The organism is Bradyrhizobium denitrificans (assembly GCF_013179005.1).
GTDB classification, from domain to species: domain Bacteria; phylum Pseudomonadota; class Alphaproteobacteria; order Rhizobiales; family Xanthobacteraceae; genus Bradyrhizobium; species Bradyrhizobium denitrificans.
Window position 1 is genome coordinate 1 of sequence record NZ_JABFDP010000030.1, and the last position, 24653, is coordinate 24653.

Annotated in this window: 19 protein-coding genes; 5 read left to right on the forward strand and 14 right to left on the reverse strand. The window is 65.7% G+C overall.

What is annotated here, in order from left to right; all coding sequences use genetic code 11:
• Nucleotides 1-316: 316 nt before the first annotated feature.
• From HL671_RS29250 to galE, 3 genes are all read right to left on the reverse strand, one after another.
• Nucleotides 317-1018: a fumarylacetoacetate hydrolase family protein gene (locus HL671_RS29250; RefSeq protein ID WP_172241064.1), complete on the reverse strand. Its 702-nt coding sequence runs from the start codon at nt 1016-1018 to the stop codon at nt 317-319.
• A 47-nt stretch (nt 1019-1065) separates the two neighbouring features.
• Nucleotides 1066-2871: an ABC transporter ATP-binding protein gene (locus tag HL671_RS29255; protein ID WP_172241067.1), complete on the reverse strand. Its 1806-nt coding sequence runs from the start codon at nt 2869-2871 to the stop codon at nt 1066-1068.
• 102 nt (nt 2872-2973) lie between these two features.
• Nucleotides 2974-3987, reverse strand: a complete 1014-nt coding sequence (galE, locus tag HL671_RS29260; RefSeq protein ID WP_012045588.1) for a UDP-glucose 4-epimerase GalE — start codon at nt 3985-3987, stop codon at nt 2974-2976.
• 131 nt (nt 3988-4118) lie between these two features.
• Between galE and HL671_RS29265 the strand changes: the two genes are divergently transcribed.
• Entirely contained in the window at nt 4119-5165 is a 1047-nt protein-coding gene (locus HL671_RS29265) for a glycosyltransferase family 4 protein (RefSeq protein WP_172241070.1), read from the forward strand.
• Here HL671_RS29265 and HL671_RS29270 read toward each other — a convergent pair.
• From HL671_RS29270 to waaF, 3 genes are all read right to left on the reverse strand, one after another.
• On the reverse strand, nt 5147-5674 hold the full coding sequence (locus HL671_RS29270) for a D-glycero-alpha-D-manno-heptose-1,7-bisphosphate 7-phosphatase (protein WP_172241073.1): 528 nt from the start codon (nt 5672-5674) through the stop codon (nt 5147-5149). The genes HL671_RS29265 and HL671_RS29270 overlap by 19 nt on opposite strands.
• A 1-nt stretch (nt 5675) precedes the next feature.
• The gene (locus tag HL671_RS29275) at nt 5676-6215 is read right to left on the reverse strand and encodes a D-sedoheptulose 7-phosphate isomerase (RefSeq protein WP_049795403.1); all 540 of its coding nucleotides are present in this window, start codon (nt 6213-6215) and stop codon (nt 5676-5678) included.
• A 114-nt stretch (nt 6216-6329) separates the two neighbouring features.
• Entirely contained in the window at nt 6330-7394 is a 1065-nt protein-coding gene (waaF, locus tag HL671_RS29280) for a lipopolysaccharide heptosyltransferase II (protein ID WP_012045584.1), read from the reverse strand.
• Between the two features lie 149 nt (nt 7395-7543).
• On the opposite strand from waaF, the gene rfaD reads away from it, so the two are divergent.
• The 4 genes from rfaD to HL671_RS29300 are packed head-to-tail and all read left to right on the forward strand — an operon-like array spanning nt 7544 to nt 13228.
• Complete coding sequence (gene rfaD / locus HL671_RS29285) at nt 7544-8524, forward strand: ADP-glyceromanno-heptose 6-epimerase (protein WP_012045583.1); 981 nt, start codon at nt 7544-7546, stop codon at nt 8522-8524.
• Between the two features lie 41 nt (nt 8525-8565).
• Nucleotides 8566-10038, forward strand: a complete 1473-nt coding sequence (rfaE1, locus tag HL671_RS29290; protein WP_012045582.1) for a D-glycero-beta-D-manno-heptose-7-phosphate kinase — start codon at nt 8566-8568, stop codon at nt 10036-10038.
• Nucleotides 10035-11318, forward strand: a complete 1284-nt coding sequence (locus tag HL671_RS29295) for an O-antigen ligase family protein (protein WP_172241076.1) — start codon at nt 10035-10037, stop codon at nt 11316-11318. Before rfaE1 ends, HL671_RS29295 begins: the two co-directional genes overlap by 4 nt.
• Nucleotides 11315-13228, forward strand: a complete 1914-nt coding sequence (locus HL671_RS29300; RefSeq protein ID WP_172241079.1) for a polysaccharide biosynthesis protein — start codon at nt 11315-11317, stop codon at nt 13226-13228. The genes HL671_RS29295 and HL671_RS29300 overlap by 4 nt, the downstream gene beginning before the upstream one ends.
• Here HL671_RS29300 and HL671_RS29305 read toward each other — a convergent pair.
• The 8 genes from HL671_RS29305 to HL671_RS29340 all read right to left on the reverse strand — a co-directional run bounded on the left by HL671_RS29305 (nt 13214) and on the right by HL671_RS29340 (nt 24619).
• Nucleotides 13214-14233, reverse strand: a complete 1020-nt coding sequence (locus HL671_RS29305) for an MraY family glycosyltransferase (RefSeq protein ID WP_172241082.1) — start codon at nt 14231-14233, stop codon at nt 13214-13216. The genes HL671_RS29300 and HL671_RS29305 overlap by 15 nt on opposite strands.
• A complete protein-coding gene (locus tag HL671_RS29310) occupies nt 14230-15387 on the reverse strand; it encodes a glycosyltransferase family 4 protein (protein WP_172241085.1) in 1158 nt (385 codons plus the stop codon). Before HL671_RS29310 ends, HL671_RS29305 begins: the two co-directional genes overlap by 4 nt.
• A 154-nt stretch (nt 15388-15541) precedes the next feature.
• On the reverse strand, nt 15542-18082 hold the full coding sequence (locus tag HL671_RS29315; protein WP_172241088.1) for an NF038122 family metalloprotease: 2541 nt from the start codon (nt 18080-18082) through the stop codon (nt 15542-15544).
• 195 nt (nt 18083-18277) lie between these two features.
• Complete coding sequence (locus tag HL671_RS29320; protein WP_172241091.1) at nt 18278-20392, reverse strand: TIGR04372 family glycosyltransferase; 2115 nt, start codon at nt 20390-20392, stop codon at nt 18278-18280.
• Nucleotides 20389-21456, reverse strand: coding sequence for a glycosyltransferase family 2 protein (locus HL671_RS29325; RefSeq protein ID WP_172241094.1), 1068 nt, complete (start codon nt 21454-21456; stop codon nt 20389-20391). Before HL671_RS29325 ends, HL671_RS29320 begins: the two co-directional genes overlap by 4 nt.
• Before the next feature lie 42 nt (nt 21457-21498).
• The gene (locus tag HL671_RS29330) at nt 21499-22248 is read right to left on the reverse strand and encodes an ABC transporter ATP-binding protein (RefSeq protein WP_012045574.1); all 750 of its coding nucleotides are present in this window, start codon (nt 22246-22248) and stop codon (nt 21499-21501) included.
• A 102-nt stretch (nt 22249-22350) separates the two neighbouring features.
• Entirely contained in the window at nt 22351-23193 is an 843-nt protein-coding gene (locus HL671_RS29335) for an ABC transporter permease (protein WP_012045573.1), read from the reverse strand.
• A 121-nt stretch (nt 23194-23314) separates the two neighbouring features.
• Nucleotides 23315-24619, reverse strand: coding sequence for a class I SAM-dependent methyltransferase (locus HL671_RS29340; RefSeq protein WP_172241097.1), 1305 nt, complete (start codon nt 24617-24619; stop codon nt 23315-23317).
• Nucleotides 24620-24653 lie beyond the last annotated feature (34 nt).

Here is a 24653-nt window from a genome sequence, read left to right on the forward strand (position 1 = left end):
CTCGCGCGCGCAGCGGGCGAGCGGGGTGGGGTGATCTCTCCACGGGCGCCGGTGCGAGTGGAGAGATCACCCCACCCCGCCTCACGGGTCGCTTCGCTCCTCGTGAGGCGACCCTCCCCCTCCAGGGGAGGGTCATCCCGGTGCTTGGCTGCGATCTCGGGCGCCAGACCGAAAAAAGCCGCGCAGGGCGCGGCTTTTGGACTTGTTGCGAGGACCGTCGGNCATCCCGGTGCTTGGCTGCGATCTCGGGCGCCAGACCGAAAAAAGCCGCGCAGGGCGCGGCTTTTGGACTTGTTGCGAGGACCGTCGGCGCCGCTTACGCCGCCGCAGGCCCGATGCTCACCTTCAGCGTGCCGACGCCGTCGACGCCGCATTCGATCTTGTCGCCGGCGACGAGCGCCGCGACGCCGGCGGGGGTGCCGGTCATGATGATGTCGCCGGCGGCGAGTTCGACCTGCTGGGAGAGCTTCCAGATGATCTCCGGCACGTTCCAGATCAACTCGGAGAGGTCGCCGGTCTGCTTCTCGGCGCCGTTGACCGACAGCCAGATCTTGCCCTTCGCCGGATGGCCGATCTTGGACGCCGGCTGGATCGCGGAGCAGGGCGCCGAATGGTCGAACGACTTTCCGACCTCCCAGGGGCGCTGCATCTTGCGGGAGGCGAGCTGCAGGTCGCGGCGGGTGAGGTCGATGCCGACGGCGTAGCCATAGACGTGGTCGAGCGCCTTGTCGGTCGGGATGTTCAGGCCGCCGCTCTTCAGCGCGACCACCAGCTCGACCTCGTGATGCAGGTCCTGAGTCAGCGGCGGGTAGGGGATCACGGCGCCCTCGGGCGCCAGCATGTCGGCGTGCTTGGCGAAGAAGAACGGCGGATCGCGCTCGTCATTGCCCATCTCGCGGATGTGTTCGAGATAGTTGCGGCCGACGCACCAGATGCGGCGGACCGGGAAGACACCGGCTTCGCCGACGACGGGAAGAGAAGGCTGCGGGAATGCCGGAATGACGGTGGAGGCGCTCATGAAATGGATCTCGGGTGCGGTGAAATAAGCGGGTCAGGAGGTCGCGGTCACGATGTCGCAGTCATGGGGATGACGTTCGGCCCCATGTCACGCTGTTGCAGGCGGAAGAACGAAGCATAGCGGCCGCCCCGGCGCAACAGATCGTCATGCCGGCCGCGCTCGACGATCTCGCCGGCCTCGACCACCAGGATGGCATCGGCGTTCATGATGGTGTGCAGGCGGTGCGCGATGACGAGGGTGGTGCGGTTCTGGCAGAGATGCTCGATCGCCTCCTGCACTTGGCGCTCGGATTCGGAGTCCAGTGCCGCGGTGGCTTCGTCGAGCAGGATGATCGGCGCGTTGCGGATCAGCGCGCGGGCGACCGCGATGCGCTGGCGCTGGCCGCCGGAGAGCTGGGTGCCGTGCTCGCCGACCGGCGTGTCATAGCCGAGCGGGAAGCTCATGATGAAATCATGCGCGCAGGCCGCCTTTGCGGCCTCGATGATCTCGGCCTCGGTCGCGCCCGGCTTGCCGAAGGCGATGTTGGCGCGGATCGAGTCGCGGAACAGATAGACGTCCTGGCCGACATAGGCCGTCTGCTCGCGCAAACTGCGGCGCGAGACCTGCGCGATCGACTGGCCGTCGATCAGAATGTCGCCCGCGGTCGCCTCGTAGAAGCGCAACAGCAGCGCCAGTACCGTCGACTTGCCGCCGCCGGACGGGCCGACCAGCGCGGTGACCTTGCCGGGCTCGGCGACAAAGCTCATGCGGTTGAGCACCGGCTCGTTGTCGCGATAGGCGAAGGAGACGTCGCGCAGCTCGATCTTCGCCTGCGTCAGCTTCAGCGCCGGCTTGTCGTCGTCGGGCTGCTCGCTCGCGGGGCTGTCGACCACTTCGAGGAGCATGCGGGCGCCGACCAGCTGGCTGTTGAGGTCGATGTTGAGGCGTGCGAGCCGCTTGGCCGGTTCGGTCGCCATCAGGAAGGCGGTCATGAAGGAGAAGAACTGGCCGGGCGTGGCGTTGAGCGCGACCACGGCATAGCCGCCATACATCAGGCAGCCCGCGACCGCGAAGCCGCCGAGCATCTCCATCAGCGGATTGGAGCGGTTGGAGACGCGGGCCATCTTGTTGGCGTTGCGCTCGACCACAGCGATGTTCTCGGCGATGCGCGCGCGCATCGCGTCCTCGAGCGTGAACGCCTTGACGGTGCGGATGCCCTGCAGCGATTCCTGCATCGTCTCGAGGATGTCGGCATTGCCGGTGAACTGGCTGTGCGCCAGGCCCTTGATGCGCTTGACCAGCTTGCGCAGCACCAGCATCGCCGGCGGCACGACGACGAGGCCGAGCAGCGACATCCAGGGGTCCTGCGCGACCATCACAGCGATCATGCTGATGAGCAGCAGGAGGTCGCGGCCGATCGCGTTGATCAGCATGGTCAGGACGTCGGTGATCGACTTGGCGCCGGCGGTGAGGCGGGCGAGGAACTCCGACGAATGGCGCTCGGAGAAGAAGCTGATGCTCTCGCTCATCAGCTTGGCGAACAGCTGGCGCTGATTATTGGCGAGGATCGCGTTCGAGATCTTCGACAGGATCACCGCATAGCCGTAGGTCGAGACGCCCTTGACGAACAGCAGCAGCACGGTGACGCCGGAGAGCATGGCGATGCCCGGAATGCTCTTGTCGACATAGGCCTTGTTGATGACCTGGCCGAGGATGTACGCCGCGCCGGCGCTGGCGCCGGCCGAGACCGCCATCAGCGCGAAGGCGGTGAGATAGCGGCGCCAGTAGACGATGCCCTGTTCCATCACCAGTCGGCGGATCAGGATCGCGGCGCCATAGGGATCGTCGGTGATCTTCTTCGGAAAGTCGGCCATTCTGGTCCCTGGCCGCCGGGACAAATCGCCGGGCGGCCAAGTGTGCTTGCCCGCTCGGGGCGGCTTTTTCAAGCCCCCCGGCGTCCGGCTAAGTCGTTGATTCTAAGCCGTGGCCCGCTGCAGCGCGCCGCTGTGGCGTTCCAGGAACAGTTTCTCCTCCCAGGCCAGCGCGTGGTCGGCGATTGTTTCCAGATTGTCATAGGCCGGGGTCCAGTCCAGCAGCGCCTTGAGACGCGTGGTATCGGCGACCATGGTCATGATGTCGCCCGGACGGCGCGGCGCGTATTGGGTGGGGATGGCGCGGCCGGAGACGCGGCGGACCGCCTCGATCGTTTCCAGCACGGAATAGCCGCGGCCATAGCCGCAATTCAGCGTGACCGAGGAGCCGCCGGTGCGCAAATAGGCAAGCGCCGCGCGATGCGCCTGGGCGAGGTCGCTGACATGGATGAAGTCGCGGATGCAGGTGCCGTCGGGGGTCGGATAGTCGGTGCCGTAGATGTCGATCTTGGCGCGCTGGCCGGTGGCGACCTCCATCGCGATCTTCATCAGATGGGTGGCGCCGACGGTGGCAAGCCCGACCCGGCCCTGCGGATCGGCGCCGGCGACGTTGAAATAGCGCAGCACGACGTAGTTGAGCTCATGCGCCGTGGCAACGTCATGCAGCATGATCTCGGCCATCAGCTTCGAGGTGCCGTAGGGCGAGGTCGGCCGCGTCGGTGCGGTTTCGGTGACCGGAACCTGCTCCGGATTGCCGTACACGGCCGCGGTCGAGGAGAAGATGAAGCGGCTGACGCCGCGCTTGACCGCGGCGTTGAGCAGGCTGCGGGTGGTCATGGTGTTGTTGCGGTAATACAGCAGCGGATCGCGCACCGATTCCGGCACCACGACCGAGCCCGCGAAATGGATGATGCTGTCGACGCCGTGCTGGCTGATGACGCCATCGACGAGATGTTCGTCGCCGGCATCGCCGATGAACAACGGCACATTCTCCGGCACGAAGGCGGAGAAGCCGGTCGAAAGATTGTCGATCACCACCACGTTTTCGCCAGCTTCCGCCAGCGCAAGCACCATGTGACTGCCGATATAGCCGGCGCCACCCGTCACGAGCACGGTCATTGTTTGACGCGATCCCTGGTTTGTTTTCCGGCACACTAGCGCCAGCGAGATGAAGGACGAGTTGAGCGGGATGCGAACTGGCGGGGGTGCCTAATCTTGCGTATAGGGAAACGTTACAATTGGAGTGAGTTGTGCCTGCCGAGCCGTTTTCCGCCGCCGATCTCGACGTGATCGTGCCGAACCTGCACCGGCGCTATTCCGGCGTGACGGCGACGAACCGCATGGTGGCGCCGAAGCTCGCGCGCCGGGTGCGTGCGGCATGGCTCGGCACCTACGCGCCGGACGGGATTGCGCGCATGCAGGCGAGCGATCTCGTCATGCTGTGGCGCCGCCGCCGTCCGCTGATCTGGCATGCGCGCCGCAACAACGAAATGATTGCCGGCGTGATCCTGCGCGCGCTCGGCTGGCCGCTGAAGCTGGTGTTCACCTCGGCGGCGCAGCGCCATCACAGCTGGATCACGCGCTGGCTGATCCGCCGCATGGACGCGATCATCGCCACCAGCGACATCTCGGCGTCCTATCTGAAGCGCGAGGCGACGGTGGTGACGCATGGCGTCGATACCGACATCTACGCGCCGCCTGCGGATCGCGCCGCCGCCTTCGCCGAGAGCGGCCTGCCGGGACGATACGCGATCGGCTGCTTCGGTCGCGTGCGTGCGCAGAAGGGCAGCGACGTGTTCGTTGCCGCGATGTGCCGGCTGTTGCCGCGCTATCCGGATTTTTCGGCCGTGCTGGTCGGCGCCGTCACGCCCGAGCAGCTGCCGTTCGCGGGCGAGTTGCGCAAGCAGATCGCCGCGGCGGGCCTGGAGCAGCGCATCGTCATCACCGGCGAGCTCGACATCGCCGAGGTGCAGCGCTGGTATCAGCGGCTGACGATCTACGCCTTCACCTCGCGCAATGAAGGCTTTGGCCTGACCTTGATCGAGGCGATGGCCGCCGGCGCGGCGCTGGTGGCGGCGCGCGCCGGTGCTGCAGAGATCGTGGTCGAGCAGGGCGTCACCGGCGTGCTGGTGCCGCCCGGCGATGTCGAGGCGCTGGTTGCGGCGCTCGAACCGCTGATGCGCGATCCAGCCGCGGCGCGCGCGATGGGAGAGCGGGCGCGGACACGCGTCATCGAGAGGTTCAGCCTCGAGGCCGAGGCCGACAAGATCGCCGCCGTCTACCGCCGGCTGGTCTGAGCGATGATGTCGGCGACGAACGCATCGAGGTCGCCGCCGGCGAACAGGAAACCGGGCAGGCCGGCGGCCTCGGCTGCGGCGATGTCGGAGCTGCGGTCGCCGATCACGAAGCTGCCCTCGCGCTGGACCGGCCAGTGCTGCATCAGATCGAGGATCATGCCCGGCGCCGGCTTGCGCCAGGGATGCTCGCGCAGATACCGTTCGACGGTGCCTTCGGTGTGATAGGGGCAGTAGCGGATGTCGTCGATCACGGCGCCCTGCGCCGTGAGCTCCGTGCGCATCCAGTCATGCAGGCTGAGGACATCGTCCTCCGTAAATAGCCCGCGGGCGACGCCGGACTGGTTGGTGAACAGGAAGACGTGATAGCCGGAGTCATTGAGCCGCCTGATCGCAGGGGCCACATTCGGCATCCAGCGGATCCGCTCAGGGCTGCCGATGTAGTTGTCGTCATGATTGATGACGCCATCGCGGTCCAGGAATGCCGCCGGCTTGAGCTGGGCTTTCGTCATGTCAGCTGAGATCCTGCATCAGCGCCGCCTCGATCGTCTCGCAGATGCCGTGCGCGGTCGCCAGGTGGATCTGCTGGATCAGCGGTGTGTCGTCGCTCGGCGCCACGAGCAATTCGTCGCACAGTTCGCCCATCGCGAGGCCGTTTGCGCCGGTGAATCCGATGGTGGTCAGGCCGCGCTCGCGCGCCTTGCGCAGCGCGTTGAGGATGCTCGGCGAGCGCCCGGAGGTCGAGATCGCCAGCAGCACGTCGCCGCTGGTGCCAAGTCCCTCGACCTGCCGGGCGAAGACGTGATCGAAGCCGTAATCATTGCCGATCGCGGTCAGCGCCGAGGTGTCGGTGGTGAGCGCGATCGCGGCAAAGGCCGGTCGCTCCTGCTTGTAGCGGCCGACGATTTCCGCGGCAATGTGCTGCGCATCCGCCGCGCTGCCGCCATTGCCGACGATCAGGAGCTTGCGGCCGCTGCGCAGGGCCGTAACGATTTTGGCGGCGATCCGCCCGGCGCTGGCCAGCAGCGCCGTATCCTGGGCGGCGCGCGCCATCGCCGCGTGAGAGCGGGCGAGATGGCTGGCAATGAGATCGTCGGCTGCGCGGTTCACGATGGCGGCTCGGGCTGCGGTGAGGCCGGTGTATTGGGCGGGCGGCCGCTTCGCAAGCTAATGCGCGACGCTCGCCGCCGCATCCGCCAGCACCTGCCGGGCAATGGCCGCGACATCGCCGGCGGGGATGTCGCGCATGCAGCGGTGGTCGTTCATCCGGCAGACCGGACGGTGGCACGGCTGGCAGGGGACCTGCGTCTTGGTCTGGACGGTCGCCGCTAGGCCGTTCAGCGGCGCCCAATGGTACGGGCTGGTGGGACCGAAGATGCCCATGGTTGGCGTGCCCAGCGCGGCGGCGATGTGCATCAGGCCCGAATCGTTGGAAATCGCTACACCGGCCGCGGCCATGGCGAGAATGCCGTTGCGCAGGTCGGTCCCGGTCAGATCACGGACGGCAGGTCCGCCGGAGGCGACGATCTCGGCGGCGAGCGGCTTCTCGCCGGGGCCGCCGACCACCCAGACGTCCAAGCCGGCGTCGCGCAGCAGCCGCGCAGCCTCGCCGTAGAACGGCCAGCGCTTGGCCGCGCCGACCGAACCGGGCGCCAGCGCCACCGCCGGCCGGCTGCCCAGCCCCTGGGCTTCGCGCCAGCGTGCGACCTGCTCCGGAGGTACCCGCAGCTGCGGGACCGGCCATTCGGGCGGCAGCCCCGCACCGTCAGGCAGGGCCAGCGCGGCGTTCTTGTCGATGAAGCGGGGCAGGGCCTTCTCGCCCCAGCGCCACTGGTTGAGCAGCCCGAACCGGGCCTCGCCGACGAAGCCCACCCGCTCAGGGATGCCGGCAAGCGCCGGCGCAAGTGCCGCCTTCCAGGTCCGCGGCATCACCAGGGCGGTCCGATAGTGGCGTTGGCGCAACAGGCTGGCGAGCTGCCACTGTTTAGCGAGCGCCAGCCGGCTGCGCGGCAGGTCCCAGACAATGCCGGAGCGGACGCCGGGCATGTAATCGACCAGCGGGGCGCAGAGCGAGGTCACCAGCAGGTCCACAGGACGGTTCGGCCAGCGCTCCTTGAGCACCCGCACCACGGTGTGGCCGCGCACGAAATCCCCGATCCACATATAGGGAATGATCAGGATCGGGCTGGTGTCCGTCTCGTCCACCTCGATTTTGGGCGAATTGGAATTCATTCTTTGATTGCCTAGCTTCGGGCCGCTGGTAGCCGCTCGGCCGCCGCAGGTAAAGTGGGCCCGGCGCGTCGTCACCAAAGCGCTTACACTTTGCCGCCGCATGCGCTACGCGAGGGCCGGGTTTTTCGGGATCAGGGACTGGTTACGGAATGTTGCTGGTGACCGGCGGCGCCGGCTTTATCGGATCGAATCTGGTTGCGGCGCTGAACGATGCCGGCCGCACCGACGTCGTCGTGTGCGACACGCTCGGCAGCGAAGGCAAGTGGCGCAATCTCGCCAAGCGTCAGCTGGCCGATGTGGTGCCGCCCACCGAGCTCGACGCCTGGCTGAAGGGCCGGCGGCTGGATGCGGTCCTGCACATGGGCGCGATCTCCGCCACCACGGTGACCGATGGGGACCTGGTGATGGAGCGCAATTTTCGGAGCTCGCTTCGCCTGCTCGACTGGTGCACCGCGAGTTCCACCCCGTTCATCTATGCGTCATCGGCCGCGACCTATGGCGACGGTCGCCAAGGCTTCCAGGACGATCCGTCGCTCGCTGCGCTCAAGGCGCTGCGGCCGATGAATCTCTACGGCTGGAGCAAGCAGCTGTTCGACACCGCGATCGCTGCGCGTGCCGAACGGGGCGAGGCGCTGCCGCCGCAATATGCCGGATTGAAATTCTTCAACGTGTTCGGTCCCAATGAGTACCACAAGGGATCGATGATGAGCGTGCTCACCCGTCGCTTCGACGACATCAAGGCCGGACACACGCTACAGCTGTTCAAGTCGCACCGCGAGGGCATCGCCGACGGCGACCAACGCCGCGACTTCATCTATGTCGACGACGTCGTGCGCGTCATGATGTGGCTGTTGGCCTCGCCGTCGGTGTCCGGCCTGTTCAACGTCGGCACGGGCCAAGCCCGCAGCTTCAAGGAGATGATGCTCGCGGCCTATGCCACGCTCGGAGCGACACCCCGGATCGAGTATATCGACATGCCCGAAGCGATTCGCGGCAGCTACCAATACTTCACCCAGGCCAAGATCGACCGTCTGCTGGCCGCCGGCTACAATGGCGGCTTCACGCCGCTCGAGGACGCGGTCGCCCACTATATCAGGGGCTATCTCGATTCCGCCGACCGCTTCCGATAGACGAGTCCCGATTGGTCCCACTTGCACCGAGACTGCCGCTGATGTTCGACTTTGACGATCTCTCGCAAGCGATCGCCCGCCAGACGGTGCTGTGCGTCGGAGACCTCATGCTGGATGAGTTCGTCTATGGCGAGGTGTCGCGGATCTCTCCCGAAGCGCCAGCGCCGGTGATTGCCGTTCAGCGCAGCGAGATCAATATCGGCGGTGCCGGCAACGTCGCACGCAACATCGCAGCGCTTGGCGCACGCTGCATCTTCGTCGGCCTCGTCGGCGATGACGCGGCGGCGGCCCAACTCGAGGCGGAACTGGCCAGGGAGCCGGGCATCGAGACCGTGCTGGTGCGCGATGCGTCGCGGCCGACGACGCGCAAGGTTCGCTTTGTGTCCGAGCATTTCTCCGCCCACATGCTGCGCGCCGATTGGGAGCGCGCCGCGCCGGCGTCCGGCGAGATCGAGCAGAGGCTGATCGATGCGATCGTGCCACGGCTGGCAAGGGCGGATATCGTGTTGTTGTCCGACTATGCCAAGGGCGTGCTGACGGCGCGCGTGCTGCGCAACGTGATCGATGCCGCGCGCCGGGCCGGCAAGCGTGTGATCGTCGATCCCAAGAGTGCGAATCTTGCGATCTACCGCGGAGCGAGTGTGTTGACGCCGAACCGCAAGGAGTTTTCCGAAGCAACCCGCAGCCGCGCCGAGACCGAGCAGGAGATCGCTGCGGCGGCGCAGGATGCGATCTATCTCGCCGATTGCGAGGCCATTCTGGTGACGCAGAGCGAGCGCGGCATGACCTTGGTGCCGCGCCAGGGCGATGCAATCCACGTCCCGGCCTATCCGGTGAAGGTGCGCGACGTCTCAGGGGCTGGCGACACTGTGGTTGCCGTCCTCGCCGCGACGCTCGCGGCCGGTGCGGGCTGGGAAGAGGCCTTACGCATGGCGAGCGCCGCAGCGGCCGTGGCGGTCAGCAAACAGGGAACTGCCAGCGTGACATCGGCCGAACTGCGCCGGAAGATTCTTCCTCACGCCTATCGCGCGGCCGAGGAAAAGATCATCGCGGGCGACGGCGAAATCCTGGCTCGGGTCGAGGGCTGGCGGAGCGAGGGACTGCGCGTCGGTTTCACCAATGGGTGCTTCGACATTCTGCATCCAGGCCATGTCAAGGTGCTCACGGCTGCCCGCGCCGCCTGCGACCGGCTGGTGGTCGGGCTGAACAGCGATGCGTCAGTCAAGCGGTTGAAGGGCGAGAGCCGTCCCGTTCAGGACGAGCGTGCCCGCGCCGAGGTGCTGGCTGCGCTCGAGGCGGTGGATCTCGTCGCCATCTTCACGGAGGATACGCCGCTTCGCCTGATCGAGCTGGTTCGCCCGAGCGTGTTGGTGAAGGGCGGTGATTACACGCGTGAGCAGGTGGTCGGACACGAGGTCGTGGAGGCGGGCGGCGGTGAGGTGATCCTGATTGACATCCTGAAGGGGCACAGCACGACGGCGCTGGTCGATCGGGCACGGAGCGACGGCCGATGAGCGCCTTGGCTGGTCATCCCGCTCCGACGCTGCTGGCGCGCCGTTGGCGCGATCCCGCGGCGTGGCGAACCACCGTCGATGTCGTTGCCATCCTGCTGGCGGCCTCTCTGCCATGGTCGACATCGCTGGTCTCGATCCTCGGCGTCGTGATGTTGATCACGATGCTGCCATTCCTCGACCTGGAACGTCTGCTGCAGATCCTGAAGCGTCCGATTTCGCTGGCACCGATCGCTCTGTTCCTGCTCGCCCTGGTCGGAACGCTGTGGTCGGATGCGGCGTGGGGAGCGAGGCTCTATGCCGTCGGGCCTGCAGCCAAACTTCTGGTGCTTCCCGGCTTGTTCTACCATTTCGAGCGGTCCGAACGCGGCCTCTGGGTGTTCACCGCATTTCTGGCCTCCTGCGTGCTGATGGTCGGGATGTCGACGGCCGTGGCGTTCAATCCGGCGCTGGCGCTCAAGGCCAACGCGGATCGCGGCATCTTCGTGAAGAACTATATCGACCAGGGCCAGGAATTCTCGCTCTGTGCGGTGGCGCTGGCCTATCCGATCGCGCAGCTGCTGCGCGCCCGCCGGTTCGCGCCGGCCGCCCTGCTGACCGCGATCATGATTGCCTTCCTGGCCAACATGATCTTCATCGTCGTCTCGCGCACCGCGTTGGTGACGATCCCGATCCTGCTTGCCGTGTTCGGCCTGATCCACCTGAAATGGCGGGCCAATCTGCTGATTGCGGTCAGCGCGCTCGCGCTTGGTCTGGCGGCGTGGTCGGTGTCGCCGCAACTGCAGGCCAAGGTCGCGACCTTCACGAGCCAATATCAGGACTACAGGAACGACCGCGGCGTCACCTCGATCGGCGAACGGCTGGAATTCTGGCGCAAATCTCTGCGCTTCTTCGCCGATGCCCCGCTGATCGGACACGGCTCAGGCTCGACCCGCCATCTGTTCGAGCTGGCGGCAAGCGAGCGCTCGGACCTCGCCGCCGGAACGGTGGTCGGCAATCCCCACAACCAGACGCTCAACGTCGCCGTCCAGTGGGGGACGCTTGGGGTCATCATCCTCTACGCCATGTGGGCGGTGCATCTGCTACAGTTCCGGGGCGATGGCCTCGTGCCCTGGATCGGGCTTCTCGTCGTCGTGCAGAACATCTTCACCTCGTTGTTTAACTCCCATATTTTCGATTTCCACGAGGGATGGATGTATGTGATCGGCGTCGGCGTCGCTGGCGGTATGCTGCTGCGATCGAAGCCAAAGCCCGATGAGACCCAGGGACCGGCCGTGACATGACGCGCCTGTCCCAACTAACCTCCCGCAACCTGCTGATCGCCGTCCACGACCTGCTCGTCAGCGTCGTCGCGCTGTTTGCCGCGTTCTATATCCGTTTCGAAGGCGCCAGCAGTTTCTGGGAGCGGGTCCCGCTGCTCCTGCAGCTCCTGCCTTATTTCATCGCCTTCAGCTTCGTGGTCTTCTATTTCTCCAACCTGCTGACCACGAAATGGCGCTTCATTTCGCTGCCGGACGCGCTCAACATCGTGCGCGTCGCGACGGTGCTGACGCTGGCCCTGCTGGTGCTGGACTACATCATCGTCGCTCCGAATGTCCGCGGCACCTTCTTCTTCGGCAAGCTCACGATCATCCTGTACTGGTTCCTGGAGATCTTCGCGCTGAGCACGCTAAGGTTTGCCTATCGGTATTTCCGCTACACGAGGGTGCGCCACCACGCGAGATCCGAGGATGCCGCGCCGGCGCTGCTGATCGGCCGCACGGCGGACGCCGAGGTGGTCTTGCGTGGCATCGAAAGCGGCGCGGTCAAGCGGATCTGGCCGATCGGAATCCTGTCGCCTTCGATGGCCGACCGTGGTCAGTTGATCCGCGGCGTGCCGGTGCTGGGCGGCATCGACGACATCGAGGACGTCGCCACGGACTTTGCCCGCAGGGGCAAGCCGATCGCGCGCGCGCTGATGATGCCGACCGCGTTCGAGCCGGACTGCCATCCGGAGACCTTCCTGATGCGCGCCCGACGGCTGCGCTTGATCATCAGCCGGCTGCCTTCGCTGGAGAGCGGCGATGCTCCGCGACTGGCGCCGGTGGCGGTCGAGGACTTGCTGCTGCGGCCGAGCGAGAAGATCGATTACGGACGGCTCGAGGCGCTGGTGAGAGGCAAGGCGGTCGTCGTGACCGGCGGCGGCGGCTCGATCGGCGCCGAGATCTGCCAGCGTGTGGTGGCGTTCGGCGCGGCGCGGCTGCTCATCCTGGAGAATTCCGAGCCGGCGCTCTATGCGATCACCGAGGTACTCGCGGCCGCCCCCGAGGCCAAGGTCGCCGTCGAGGGACGGATCGCCGACATTCGCGATCGCGACCGGGTGTTCGCGCTGATCGGCGAGTTCAAGCCGGATCTCGTGTTTCACGCGGCCGCCCTGAAACATGTGCCGATCCTCGAGCGTGATTGGAGCGAGGGCGTCAAGACCAACATCTTCGGCTCGATCAACGTCGCCGATGCCGCGGTGGCGTCGGGCGCGGAGGCGATGGTGATGATCTCGACGGACAAGGCAATCGAGCCGGTGTCGATGCTCGGACTCACCAAACGTTTCGCCGAGATGTATTGTCAGGCGCTCGACCGCCAGCTTGCGGAGCGCCCGATCGGCCGGCCGCCGATGCGGCTGATCTCCGTGCGCTTCGGCAATGTGCTGGCGTCGAACGGCTCGGTGGTGCCGAAGTTCAAGGCCCAGATCGAGGCGGGCGGCCCGGTCACGGTGACTCATCCGGACATGGTGCGCTACTTCATGACCATTCGCGAGGCCTGTGACCTCGTGATCACCGCGGCCTCGCATGCGCTGGCACCGGAGCGGCCGGGGGTCTCGGTGTACGTGCTGAACATGGGCCAGCCGGTCCGCATCGTCGAACTGGCGGAGCGCATGATCCGCCTCTCCGGACTGCAGCCGGGCTACGACATCGAGATCGTGTTCACCGGGATTCGTCCAGGCGAGCGCCTGAACGAGATCCTGTTCGCGAGCGAGGAGCCGCCGGTCGAGATCGGCGTCGCCGGCATCATGGCCGCCAAGCCGAACGAGCCGCCGATGCAGACTCTGAAGGGATGGATCGCGGCGCTGGACCAGGCCATTGCGCGGAACGATCCGGTGACGATCAAGGCGGTGCTGAAGGACGCGGTGCCTGAGTTCGGTTCAAGCGCCGCCTGACGGCCGGACGCGCGGCTGCGAGAACCGACGCAGCACGACGGCCACAGCGCCGAGGCCGAGGACGATCAGGATCACGTCAGCCGCAACCGAGCGCAGCACGACCGACGCGCCGGCCAGCACTGCGAGGCCGATGTTGAGCACGAACACGTCGCCGACGACACCGGCTACGGTGAAGCCGTTGTCGGTGGCTCGCTGATAGAAATGCGTGCGGTGCGCGGCCCAGAACGGCTCGCGCCGCGCCATCCGCCGCAGCAGGGTGAGAGTAGCATCGACCAGATAATACAGCGGCAGCAGCAGCGCCGCCGCGATGGATCCCTGCCAGGCCAGTTGCAGCAGCGACCAGCCGAGCAGCAGCCCGATCGGCAGGCTGCCGACATCACCGAGGAAGACCTTGGCCACGGGCCGGTTGAACGGGGCGAAGCCCAGCATGGCGCCGCCGAGCGCCGCAGCGATCGCCGTTACCGGCCATGGCAGCAGGCCGAAGATGCCGAACAGCACGAGCATCGCGGTGACCGGCACCGCTTCGGCCACGGTCATCAAATCGAGCCCGTCCATGAAGTTGACGAGGTTGACGAACCAGAGACCGGCGATCAGCAGCAATGTGCGCTCGATCGCCAACGGGATCGGCAGCAGCCTGAGATCATCCGGCGCGGTGAAGACGACCAGGCCGACGGCCAGCGCTTGCAGGACGAACCGCGGCAGCACCGGGATCGGCCGGATGTCGTCGACCAGGCCGACGAGTGCCAGCAGGGGCACCGCGACGAACAGGGATGTCAGCGGCGCAAACCCGTTGACCGACGCAAAAGCGCCGCCGACGACGAGGGTTGCGCCGATCACGGCAATCCCGGCGCCCTGGGGCGTTGGGATCTTGTGCGAGGAGCGGGCGTTCGGCCGCGCCAGCGCGTAGCGCTGCAGCACCGGCCGCAGCAGTACGATCAGCACCGCGCAGATTGCGGCCGCAAGCAGTGTGACGGCAACGGCGATGGCGGCGGGGTTGGCGATCATCGATGCGGACCCGATGCGGTCGCGAGGCCGTCATAGAGTGCGACCACGGAGCGCCCGATGATCGTCGCAGAGAGTTTGTCCTCGACGAGCTGCCGCGCGGCTTGGCCATAGCGGGCGCGCAAATCCGGCGAGGTCGCAAGCTGTCTCATCGCCTGCGCCAGCGCGGCCGCATCCTCGATCGGGACCGACAGGCCGGTCTGGCCGTCGATCGCGATCTCCCGGCAGCCGGGCGCGTCGGTTGAGATCAGAGGGCGGCCGCAGGCGGCCGCTTCCAGCAGGCTCACAGGAAGTCCTTCACGATGTGACGGCAGCACGGCGATATGGCTCCGTCGCCAGAGCTCGGCGATGTCCTTGACGTGGCCGAGCAGGGTGATGCCCGGCTCGTGCCGCCAAGCCTCGATCTCCTCGGGGGAAACCGAGGCCGGGTTGGCCGGGTCAGGGGAGCCTGCGATCAGCAGCTGATCGTCGCGGCCCTGCTGGCGCAGCATCCGGTGGGCGGCGACCAGGGCGCGGATGCCCTTGTCGGTCAGGAGCCGCCCGGCAAAGCCGAAGGTGATCGGTCCGCTCGGTTCGGGCAGTGGCCGGAAGCGGTCCGTGTCCACACCGGAGCCCGGGATCAGCGTGATCTTGTCGCCCCGGACGCCCATGGCCTTCAGGGCCTCGCGGTCATCCGGGTTCTGTACCAGCACACGGCTCGGTGCGCGGTTCATGAGCCAAGGCATCAGCCACAGCATGCCCTGCTTGAGAAGGCGCGAGCGCCAGCTGGCCGAGGTGAAGATATAGCCCAGGCCGGTCATGGCGTTGACGACCGGCGTGGCGCGCCCGAGCGCGGCCAGCGAGCCGAGCACGCTGGATTGCAGTCCGGAATGGTGCACCACGTCCGGACTGATGGCCGCCTCGACGGCGCGGATGGCGCGGATCGTGGGCAGCGCCGACGAGGGGGACAGGCCGCCGCGCTGGAATGGAATCGGGTGCAGGACGAAGCCCTCGGCCCTTATCGCAGCAGCGCCCGCATTCACATTGGTCGCCACATGCACCTCGTAGCCGGCGTCACGCGCGGCACGCGCCATCGGCAGGCGATGCATCAGGAAGGCGTAATCTTCGTTGGCCACGTAAAGCAGGCGTCGCGGCGAAGCGGAGCGGGGCGAGGGCATCAAACTCACGGTCTTGGACGGTCGGACCGCCGTATAGGCCAAGAGCGAGCGTTGCGCGAGCCGTTATCTGCCTGCCCCCGCGAAGCAGCAGCCGCGGCCCCTCGGGATGTTACCCTGCGGCTGCCGATCGTCTTCCTGAATGCCGCTTGCCCGGTCAGACCAGGTGGAAGCTCGACTGATGCGACAACAACTCGGCCGTGGACACATGCTGGACAGTGATGGTGTCCTGTGCCGCATCGGTGATGACGGCGTTGCCGGAGGCGTCGTCGTGGATCGCAGCCACGAGCGCAGACTGGTCGGCAAACAAGTTGTGGCTGATCATGATCGTGTCGGTTCCGGGAGTGAAGGCGGAGAGGCTCGCTTGTCCGAAATGGTCGGCGAAAACGAAGGCGTCATGCCCCTGCAGCACAACGGACTGCGGAGCCGTGCCGCTTCCCGAGGTCTGGATCCCTGCGCCGGAGATCAGGGTGCCCCCCTGTCTGTCTGCCGCGAAGTGGAAGCTATCCTGCGACAGCTGGCCGATGAAGTGCAGGGAGGTGCTGTGGGTGCCATCGGTCAAAGACAAGACCCCATCGGGGGCGCCGAACTGCGTCCGCAGGGAGGCAAAGGTCACGTCCTTCACGTCGATCTGGTCAGCCGTGCTCCCGAAGCCGATCAGCTCGCCGCTGAAGCCGGACGATATGACGAGCGTATTGCCGGAGGCCGCTGGCTGGGTGGCGGATTGCGCGGCAGCCGGGCTCGCCGAACTTGGCGATCCGATGACGCCGTCGCCGTTCAGATCTTGGTGAAAGATCGTCTCGAAGGATTTCACGCTCGCCGTCGACCCGTCGACGAGACCGGTCAAATTCCCGCTGTAGCTGCCGTTGGCATCGGTGGCCCAGAACGTGAACTGAGTGGTGCCTGGAATCTTCCAGGCAACGTCAAAACCGGTGGCTGTCTTGATTGCGCCGACCGGCGCGATCGATCCAAACTGCCCGACGGTCACCGCTGCTCCGCCATATTTGAGCTGCGGGCCGGTTCCGTTGACGTACATGTAGTAGTTGTCTGCAATATGGAGCAGATTCGTCGTATCGTTTGTCTGCACCAGCGACGCGGTTACGCCGATCGTGCCGTCGCCGTTGAAATCCTGACCGAAGGTCGTTTCCATCGATTCGGTCGCGAAGCTGCCGCCGGACACCAATCCCACGAGGTTGCCGGTGTAGTTGCCGTTCTTGTCGGTGGTCCAGAAGGTGAACTGGTTTGTCGCCGAGTCCTTCCAGGCGACGTCGAATGTGCTGCCGACCTGGATTGCTGCGATGGGCGAGATCGTCCCGAACTGGCCGACCGTGAACTGACCTCCGCCATACATCAATTGCGGGCCGGATCCGTTCACATACATGTAGTAGCCGTCAGCAATCTGCAGCAGACTGGTCGCGCCATTGGAATGCACGAGCGATGCGGTGACGCCCACCGTGCCGTCGTGATTGAAATCCTGGCCGAACGTGGTTTCCAGCAACTCCGAGGTCAGGCTGCTACCGGAGACGAGCCCGGAAATGTTGGATTTGAAGTTGCCGTTGCTGTCCGTCATCCAGAACGTGAACTGATTGGTGCCCGGGATCTGCCACGCGACGTCATATCCGGAGCCGGTCTTGATTGCTCCGATGGGTGCGATGCTGCCGAACTGCCCCGAGGCGACGGCCGTGCCGCCATACTTCAGCGTTGGTCCGGTGCCGCCGGAAACGCTGTTCAGATAATAGGAGCTTCCGACCAGCGTCAGGCTCGTATCACCATTCGTCTGGATCACCGTTCCCGTGGGGCCGGTCAGATGAAAGCCGAGCGCGACGAGTTGCTTGAGGTCGACGGATGTCAGCGTCTGGATCGTGCTGCCGGTGTAGAACTCGTTGAACGGGTCGTTGCCACCTTGAACGCCGCTGTTGAGGAAGTCGCTCGGGTCGGAGGATTGGCCGTAATCCCCGAGCTTGGTGTAGCCGCCATCGACCGAGAAATAGGCGGTCGATGCCGTCGCGCCGCCCGTCATCAGCCGGTTGCCTGCGCTCGAGAAGCGGAACAGATCGAAGATATCGGGCTGCGGCCCGTAGGGGACGCGGCCGAAGGCGTGGGTCAGCTCGTGCAGTGCGACGCCGACCAGCAGGTTCGGATTGATGTCTGTTGCAAAGGTTGCTGCGCCATCGTCGGTCGTCGCATCGTTGGCGCCGAGACCGCCCCACAGCTTCAGCTGCGAATTCCACACCGCAACGTAGGACTGGCCCTGGATGCTGGAGCCGGCCGGCAGCGCATTGAACGTCGTATCGCCAAGGGTGGCATTGTTGATCAGATTGCTCCGGACGGTGGAGTAGCTCATCCACTGTCCGCCGTCGGGACCGGCCGCGGCGCCGCCGCCCGTTCCGCTATAGTCGATCTTGAGGTTGACCGTGATCCGATCGGAGATCATCGAGGTGAGGATCGCGGCGGCCTGCTGGATGCCGGCCCGAAAGCTCGCGGGGGCATTCATCGCCGCCGTATCGAACAGCAGGTTGATCGTCAGTCCGCCGGAACTGACGGCGGTCACGGCGCCGATCCCGGCGAAATCGCCTTGCGCCAGCTGGGCTTCGACCGCTTCTTCGGGCAGCTCAACGGGGTCGGTCGGAGGCAGTTCTATTGGGGGCGAATACGCCACATCGGGCGGGGACACTTGCGAGTTGGTCGCCTGACTCATACCACAGCTCCAGCCATCCGCGCGAACGGTGCAGGGGGACCGGGTTCGACTGGCTGCCGAGCCGATTGCGACCGTACCGGCCTAGTTATGAGATCAGCTGTCTTGCCTGCCGGTTAATGAGTATCGCGGGTTCCAGAGGAACGACCGGCATTTGCCTGGTCCGGGCGCAGATCGAACCGGGACTCGGCGCTGCGTTCAGTGCAGCAGCTCGGGCAGCCGGTCGAGGAATGCCGGAACCGGTAGCGCGGCACCGAAATTGTAGGGATTGTCGGCGAGGGCGGTGCGGTAACGGTCGAGCAGGCTGCCGCCATTCCGCAACGGCTGGCAGGCCTCATCGAGGCAATCGAGCTTGTAGCGAACCGCTTCCGTGATGTCCTGCCGGGTGTTGGGATGAATCTCGAGCCCGTGACGGCCGAGCACCGCGGTGTCGATCAACAACGCCTGCAGCGGCTGGCGATAGGTTTCCCGCAGCGACAGATAGCGCCGGGCGCGGCGGTCATAGACCGGACGTACGGTGAAGTCGGTGCGCTCGTGCCAGAACTGGCAGTCGTTGGAGATGCAGTTGACCAGCAGCATCGGCGTTCCCAGCGCCTGCACCGCCGTTGTCAGCCCCGATGTCGTGCCGACGAAGAAGCGTGCGGCGGCACAAAGATAGAGGTCCATCTCCGCTGATTTGATGTCGCTGTGAGCGTAGTCGAATACGCCGGTGACGCCACCGAGCGGCGTCATGCTGCGATCGCCGAGGCGGACGACAACGCCGCCGCGCGCGGTAATGGCGGCGATCGCGTCCATGTAGTCGCCGACATTGGCTGAGCGGTGCTGGCGCGTCGTGCCTGGACCGTCACCATGATAGCCGCCCTCGCGGATGTGCATCGCGACAAACCAGTCAGCGGTGACGCCGGCCGCGCGCAGCCTTGCTGCGCCGGCCTCCATCAGGTTCGACGGAACCTTCACGATGGGGCCGCGCCTTTGTGCGGCCCAGGCGACTTGCGCGCGGGAGGCGGCGTGAGCCCACGGTTCGGCCAGGCCTTCCTTGCCCCGGACGGCGATGAACTGATCGCCGACCAGCCGCTGATAGGGCAGGAGATCGTCGACCAGAACGGGGTCCTCGACGATCGTCACATGCGGTGCGAACAGCCTGAGAAAAGGCTGGTTGACCACTTTGTCCGCCGGTGCGAGCAGGACGTAATTGGCGCGCGGCAGCATGCCCAGTGCGGCCATGCGCAGGTGGCAATCGATGAAGCCGATATGGCCGATCAGCGTGACCCATTCATAGCCGAGCAGCCGCACCGGCAGGTCAGCCTTGAAATGGCCGCTGACGGCGGCGATGCGCTGGATCAGCGCATCGGGGATCGACCATTTGTCCGCCAGCGCGTCCTGATGATCGAGCGCGGCTTGATAGCAGCGGAACGTATCCTCGTAGCGGCCCTGGTGATAGAAGTTCTCGCCGAGCTGGATCAGATTGTCGTAGATCAGGAGCTCGCCGGCATGCTCCAGCTCCCACGCACTCGGGCTGTACGTCGATGGATCGTAGCCGCCGGCATAGTTCTGGTGCGCCATCACCGAGCGCGGATCGCGGGCGACGGAAGCGTTGAAGCAGGCTGCGGCCTGCGCAAGCTCCCCCGCCAGGGCGTGGACCGCGCCGAGCTTGCGCAGCGCGTTGCTGTCGCCGGACGCCGATGCCACCTGCAGGAAATGCGCGGCAACGGGAAGGTTGCCGCGATACATGTGGGCAACACCGACCGCGAAATTGATCGCGAAGCTGCCGATCGACTCGGCCTGCGGAACGTCGCGGACGATGCGGTCATAGGCGCTGCAGAGAGCGAGGGTGGCGAAATAGGCCTGTGCACCCATCCCCGTCCGCGACTGCACGTCGCTGCGAAAGATCAGGTTCAGAATGCGGACTGCGCGCAACGCGCTCGGCTTGCGGCTGGCGGCGAGATGAAGCTGGGCTGACGCGGCAAGCGTCGTCAAGGTCAAACGCGCCAGCAGCCGGCCGAGCAGCGTTCCGCGCGCAAGCTGCCGGTCCATGAGACGGAGCAGTCTCGTGCCCGCAGGCGCGACGATGAGCGTGCGGTCGACCATGTTGGCGGCGCGCGTGGTGAGCGGCAGCAATTGGCGGCGCCGGGCGCTCAGAAAAGCATAGAGGCGGAACGCGGAGCCCGTCAGCCAGGCCTTCAGGGGCGACGTGCGGCGCGCGCCAGCCTGTGTCGGACCCGCGGTGGGGACGGCCGGACGGTCTGTGGCCGCAGTCTTCCGCGGCTTGCGCAGCCGATGCCGGAGAGAGCCGAAGGGAGCAGCGGGCGTCATGGTGCGCGGTAGCCCGGCGTTGCCGACACGATCGCGCGCCGCGCGCGCCGCTGCGCAACCAGGCGCGTCAGCGACATGGGCCGTGTCCGCAGGGTGACCCATGCCAGCGCGGCAAGCCGGCCGCCGGCGCCCAGACGCAGGAGCGACTGCAGCAGATGCCTGTCGAACGATGTGCCATCGAGCAGCGCTGCGGCGCGCTCGGCTTTGGCCGAGGGAGCTGTCTCGCTGCCTAGCACCATCCGCACCGCGCCGAAGCGGTTGCGCCGCGCGAACAAGGCGGCATAGTTGTCCGGGAATAGCCCGCTGTCGGTGATGAGCGCGCCGATCTCCTTGAGCTTGGCATCGAGCGATCTCGGGTCGGTCGCCGTGGCCGTCGAATAGTTCTGGCCGTGGATGCGCCAGTAGCCCAGGATTTCGGCGATGAAGTAGCAGCCAAAAGTCAGCGCGAGGCGTCGCGCGAGAAATGCGTCCGAGAACGAGCCGAGCTTGACGTCGAAGCCGCCGAGCGCCTGCAATGCGCCGCGCCGATAGAGCGACGTGGTGCCGGAGAAGTAGTTGTCGCCGACGCGCAGGATTCGTCCGACGTCCGCAGGCGTCAGCATGGTCGATAGGGCGGCGGGGAGCATCATCGGTCGCAACATCCGTCTTCCGGAAGCGCCGTTCGGTCCGATGATCTCGCAGCAGGCGACGATCAGCCCTGCATCGGGGTGATCCGCCGCGTGTGCCATGGCCCTTTCGAGATAGCGCGGGTGCAAGGCGTCGTCGGCACCGAGAAAGCCGATCCAATCGGTATCCGCGATCGCCAGCGCTTCGTTCTGGCCGCGCACGACGCCCTGGTTCTTCTCATGGCGGATCAGTTGCCAGCTCGGTCGGTCCGCGAGAAACCGGGAAATCACCTCGATGCTGTGATCGGTCGAGCAGTCATCGATGATGATGACGCGGTCCGGCGCCCGGGTCTGCCGGACGATGCTGCCGAGCGACTCTGGCAGGTAATGGGCATGATTGAAGTTCGGAACGACCAGGGTCGCGGTCGGCGAGGCGGCAGGGCTGGTCGTCATGGTCATGGCTCAGCGAACATCCTGCCGCAACATGGTCGGTTCGGCTGCTCAGGCCGGCGGCAGTTCCTTCAGAACATCGTCCAGCGCTCCGAACGCCCGCACGCGCCCGCCATCCAGATATAGGCCGAGATTGCAAGTTTCGCGGAGCAGCCCGAAATCGTGGGACGCCAGCACGACGATGCCCGAACGTTGCGTGATCTGCTGCAGCCGGTCGTGCGTCTTCTTGCGGAATTGTGCATCGCCGACCGCGATCCACTCGTCCATCAGGATGATGTCGCCGTGGATCGACGCTGCGATCGAGAACACCAGGCGCAGCAGCATGCCCGAGGAATAGGTTCGGATCGGCAGCTCCAGATAGTCACCGAGCTCGGCGAACTCGGCGATCTCCGGCACACGCTCCTCGATCTCTTCGGGACTGAGGCCGAGAATGAGGCCGCGGGTTCGGATGTTCTCGTAGCCCGACGCTTCCTCATCCATGCCGAGGCCGATGTCGAACATCGGGACGTTCCGGCCGACCACGCGCAATGAACCCCGTGTCGGCTCGTAGATGCCGGCCAGCACGCGGATCAGCGTGGTCTTTCCGGCGCCATTGTGGCCGACGAGGCCGAGCCGATCTCCCTGCTTCAGGCTGAAGCTGATCTCGTCGAGGGCCTGCACGAACTGGAACGAACCCTCGCCCTTCGAGACCCGGCCGCCGACGCGCGACGCGGCCTTGATCGCAAGATGCCGGAAGGAGCGCGCATTCGGTGGCGCGACAGGAAATTCGATGCCGATCTGCTTGGCTTCAATCAAAGGCATGAGAGGTGAATCCAGAGAACTTGGCCGCTCCGACGTGACGTCGTCCCGTTGCCGATCGGAAGTGCCGCAAAGCGTGCTGCGAAACAAAGACGGGGCAATGGATCAGGCCCAGTACACGACGCGCGAGCGATAGCGCGTGTAGATGTAGATCATCGCAGCCGTCAAGACGGCTACCGATCCGATGGCACCGGCCCAGGTCGCGAGGTTGGGGACGTCTCCCATCAGCGGGCCACGCGTGACCGCCAATAGATAGGCGATCGGATTGAGGGCGACAACCAACTCGCCTCCCTGGATCTTCGACGGCTCCCAGATGATCGGAGAGATGAAGAACAACAGCTGCAGCACGGCTGCCATCACCGGCGGCACGTCGCGATAGCGCACGCAGATCATCGATACGATCACCGACGCGCTGACGACGAAGACGTAGACGATCATCAAGCCGGCGATCGCGAGCACGGCACCGTATCCGACCGACCAGGGGTAGACGAGCCAGATGAAAGGAATGACGGCGATGTTGTGCAGAAAGATGATCAGATTGCGCTGAACCATGCGCATGACGTGGATCAGGATCGGCATATCCACCGCTTTGATCATGCCGCCCGCATTGATCATCGTGAAGCAGGATTCGCTGAGCGACGAGGAAATGAAGCTCCAGATCGTCATGCTGACCATGAAGTGCGGCAGATAGGTCTTCATGTCGGCGCCGAGGAACCGGCCGGCCACGGTGCCCATGATCAGCGCCGTGATCGCGTTCGTGGCCGTGATCCACCACGGGCCGAGCAGCGTGCGGCGGTATTTCGAACGGATATCGCCGGCGGCGAGTGCGCGCCAAGTGACGTGACGGGTGACGAACGGGGCGATGTCGTTGCGGCAGCGCGCCCAGGAAAAGCGGCGCTGCTCCGCAACCACGAGCCGCTCGACCTGTCCATCGGTCAGGGTGGTCATCCTGCTACCTCGCGAGTGCCGTAAGCGTCTGTTTCACCAGCCGAAAATCGTCCGCCCCCGGCATGCCGGCAGCCGATTATCAGGGTTTGCTGGACCATGTTATGGACAGGCTGTCAACCTGTCAGCTTGGCATGGGCCAGCCGCCGCCCGTTTGGCCTGCTCCGATCGCGCGTGTCCCCGAAGCGTCGACGATGCGCGGTTCCGGAAGCGGCACCAGGAAGCGGCCGCCGGCGTCGAGATAGGCCTGATTGCGCTTGAGGATCGGCTCCGCATAGATCCAGGCCAGGATCACCACGACGTCAGGTTTCCTGGCTGCAAGCTCGCTCGAGGGCAGCACCGGAATGTGCGCGCCGGGGCTGAAGCGGCCGTGCTTGAGCTGATTATCGTCGACGATGAACTTGACCCGATTCTCCAACTCGAAGTGGTAGAGCAGGGTGGTGGTCGTTGTCGATGCGCCATAGGCGGCGATCAGCTTGCCCTCGCTGGCGGCCTTTTCGAGATAAGCGAGCACCTTGTGCTTGCACTGTTCGATGGCGGCAAACCAGTCGCGGTAGATCTGTGGCTTGGTGACGCCGCGGCGTTCCTCCTCGGCGATCAGCTGCGACAGCTCCGCCGAGCGCGGGCGTTTGGCGGTCGATTTCGGCTGGGCGAAGGCCCGGATGGATCCGCCTTTTGTGCCGGTGCGCGCGACATGGAACAGCGTCATGTCGTGCCGGTTCAGGAAGGTCTCCAGCGGGATCAGCGCATGATGCGACACATGCTCGTGGTAGATGGTGTCGAACACCATGTTGTCGATCATGTCGACGATGTAGGACACTTCGAACACGAAGGCGCCGTCATCGGCGAGCAGCAGCCGGATGCCCTTCACCACATCCGACATGTTGTCGATATGGGCGAACACGTTGTTGGCGCAGAACAGCTTGGCTTCGCCCTGTTCCGATTTGATCTTGGCCGCCAGCGCGCTGGTGAAGAAGTCCGGGATGGTCGGAATGCCCTCGCTGGTGGCGGTTGCGGCGATGTCACGCGCCGGGTCGATGCCCTGCACGCGCATGCCTTCATTCTTGAAGGCCTTGAGCAGCGATCCGTCATTGCTGCCCATCTCGACGACGAGGCTGTCCTTTGGAATGGCGAGTGACGAGACGACGGATTGAGCGTAGCGCTTGAAGTGCTCGACGAGTCCGAGCGACACGGACGTCCGATAGGTGTAGTCACGGAACAGCACGTCGGGATCGACGACGTCGAGGTTCTGCAGGTGACCGCAGGTCAGGCACAGATAGCAATCGAGCGGATAGAGGTCCTGCTTCTCGCTCAGCCGGTCCGCCGTGACGAAGGCATCGCCGATTGCGGAGGCCCGGATCGGCAGGACATGCTCGAGCGAGGTCGAACCGCACAGGCGGCAGTCGGTCTTGTGCTTCACGTGCTGCATGAATAGGCGATCCTTGGTTGGCGATCCCTGCGGG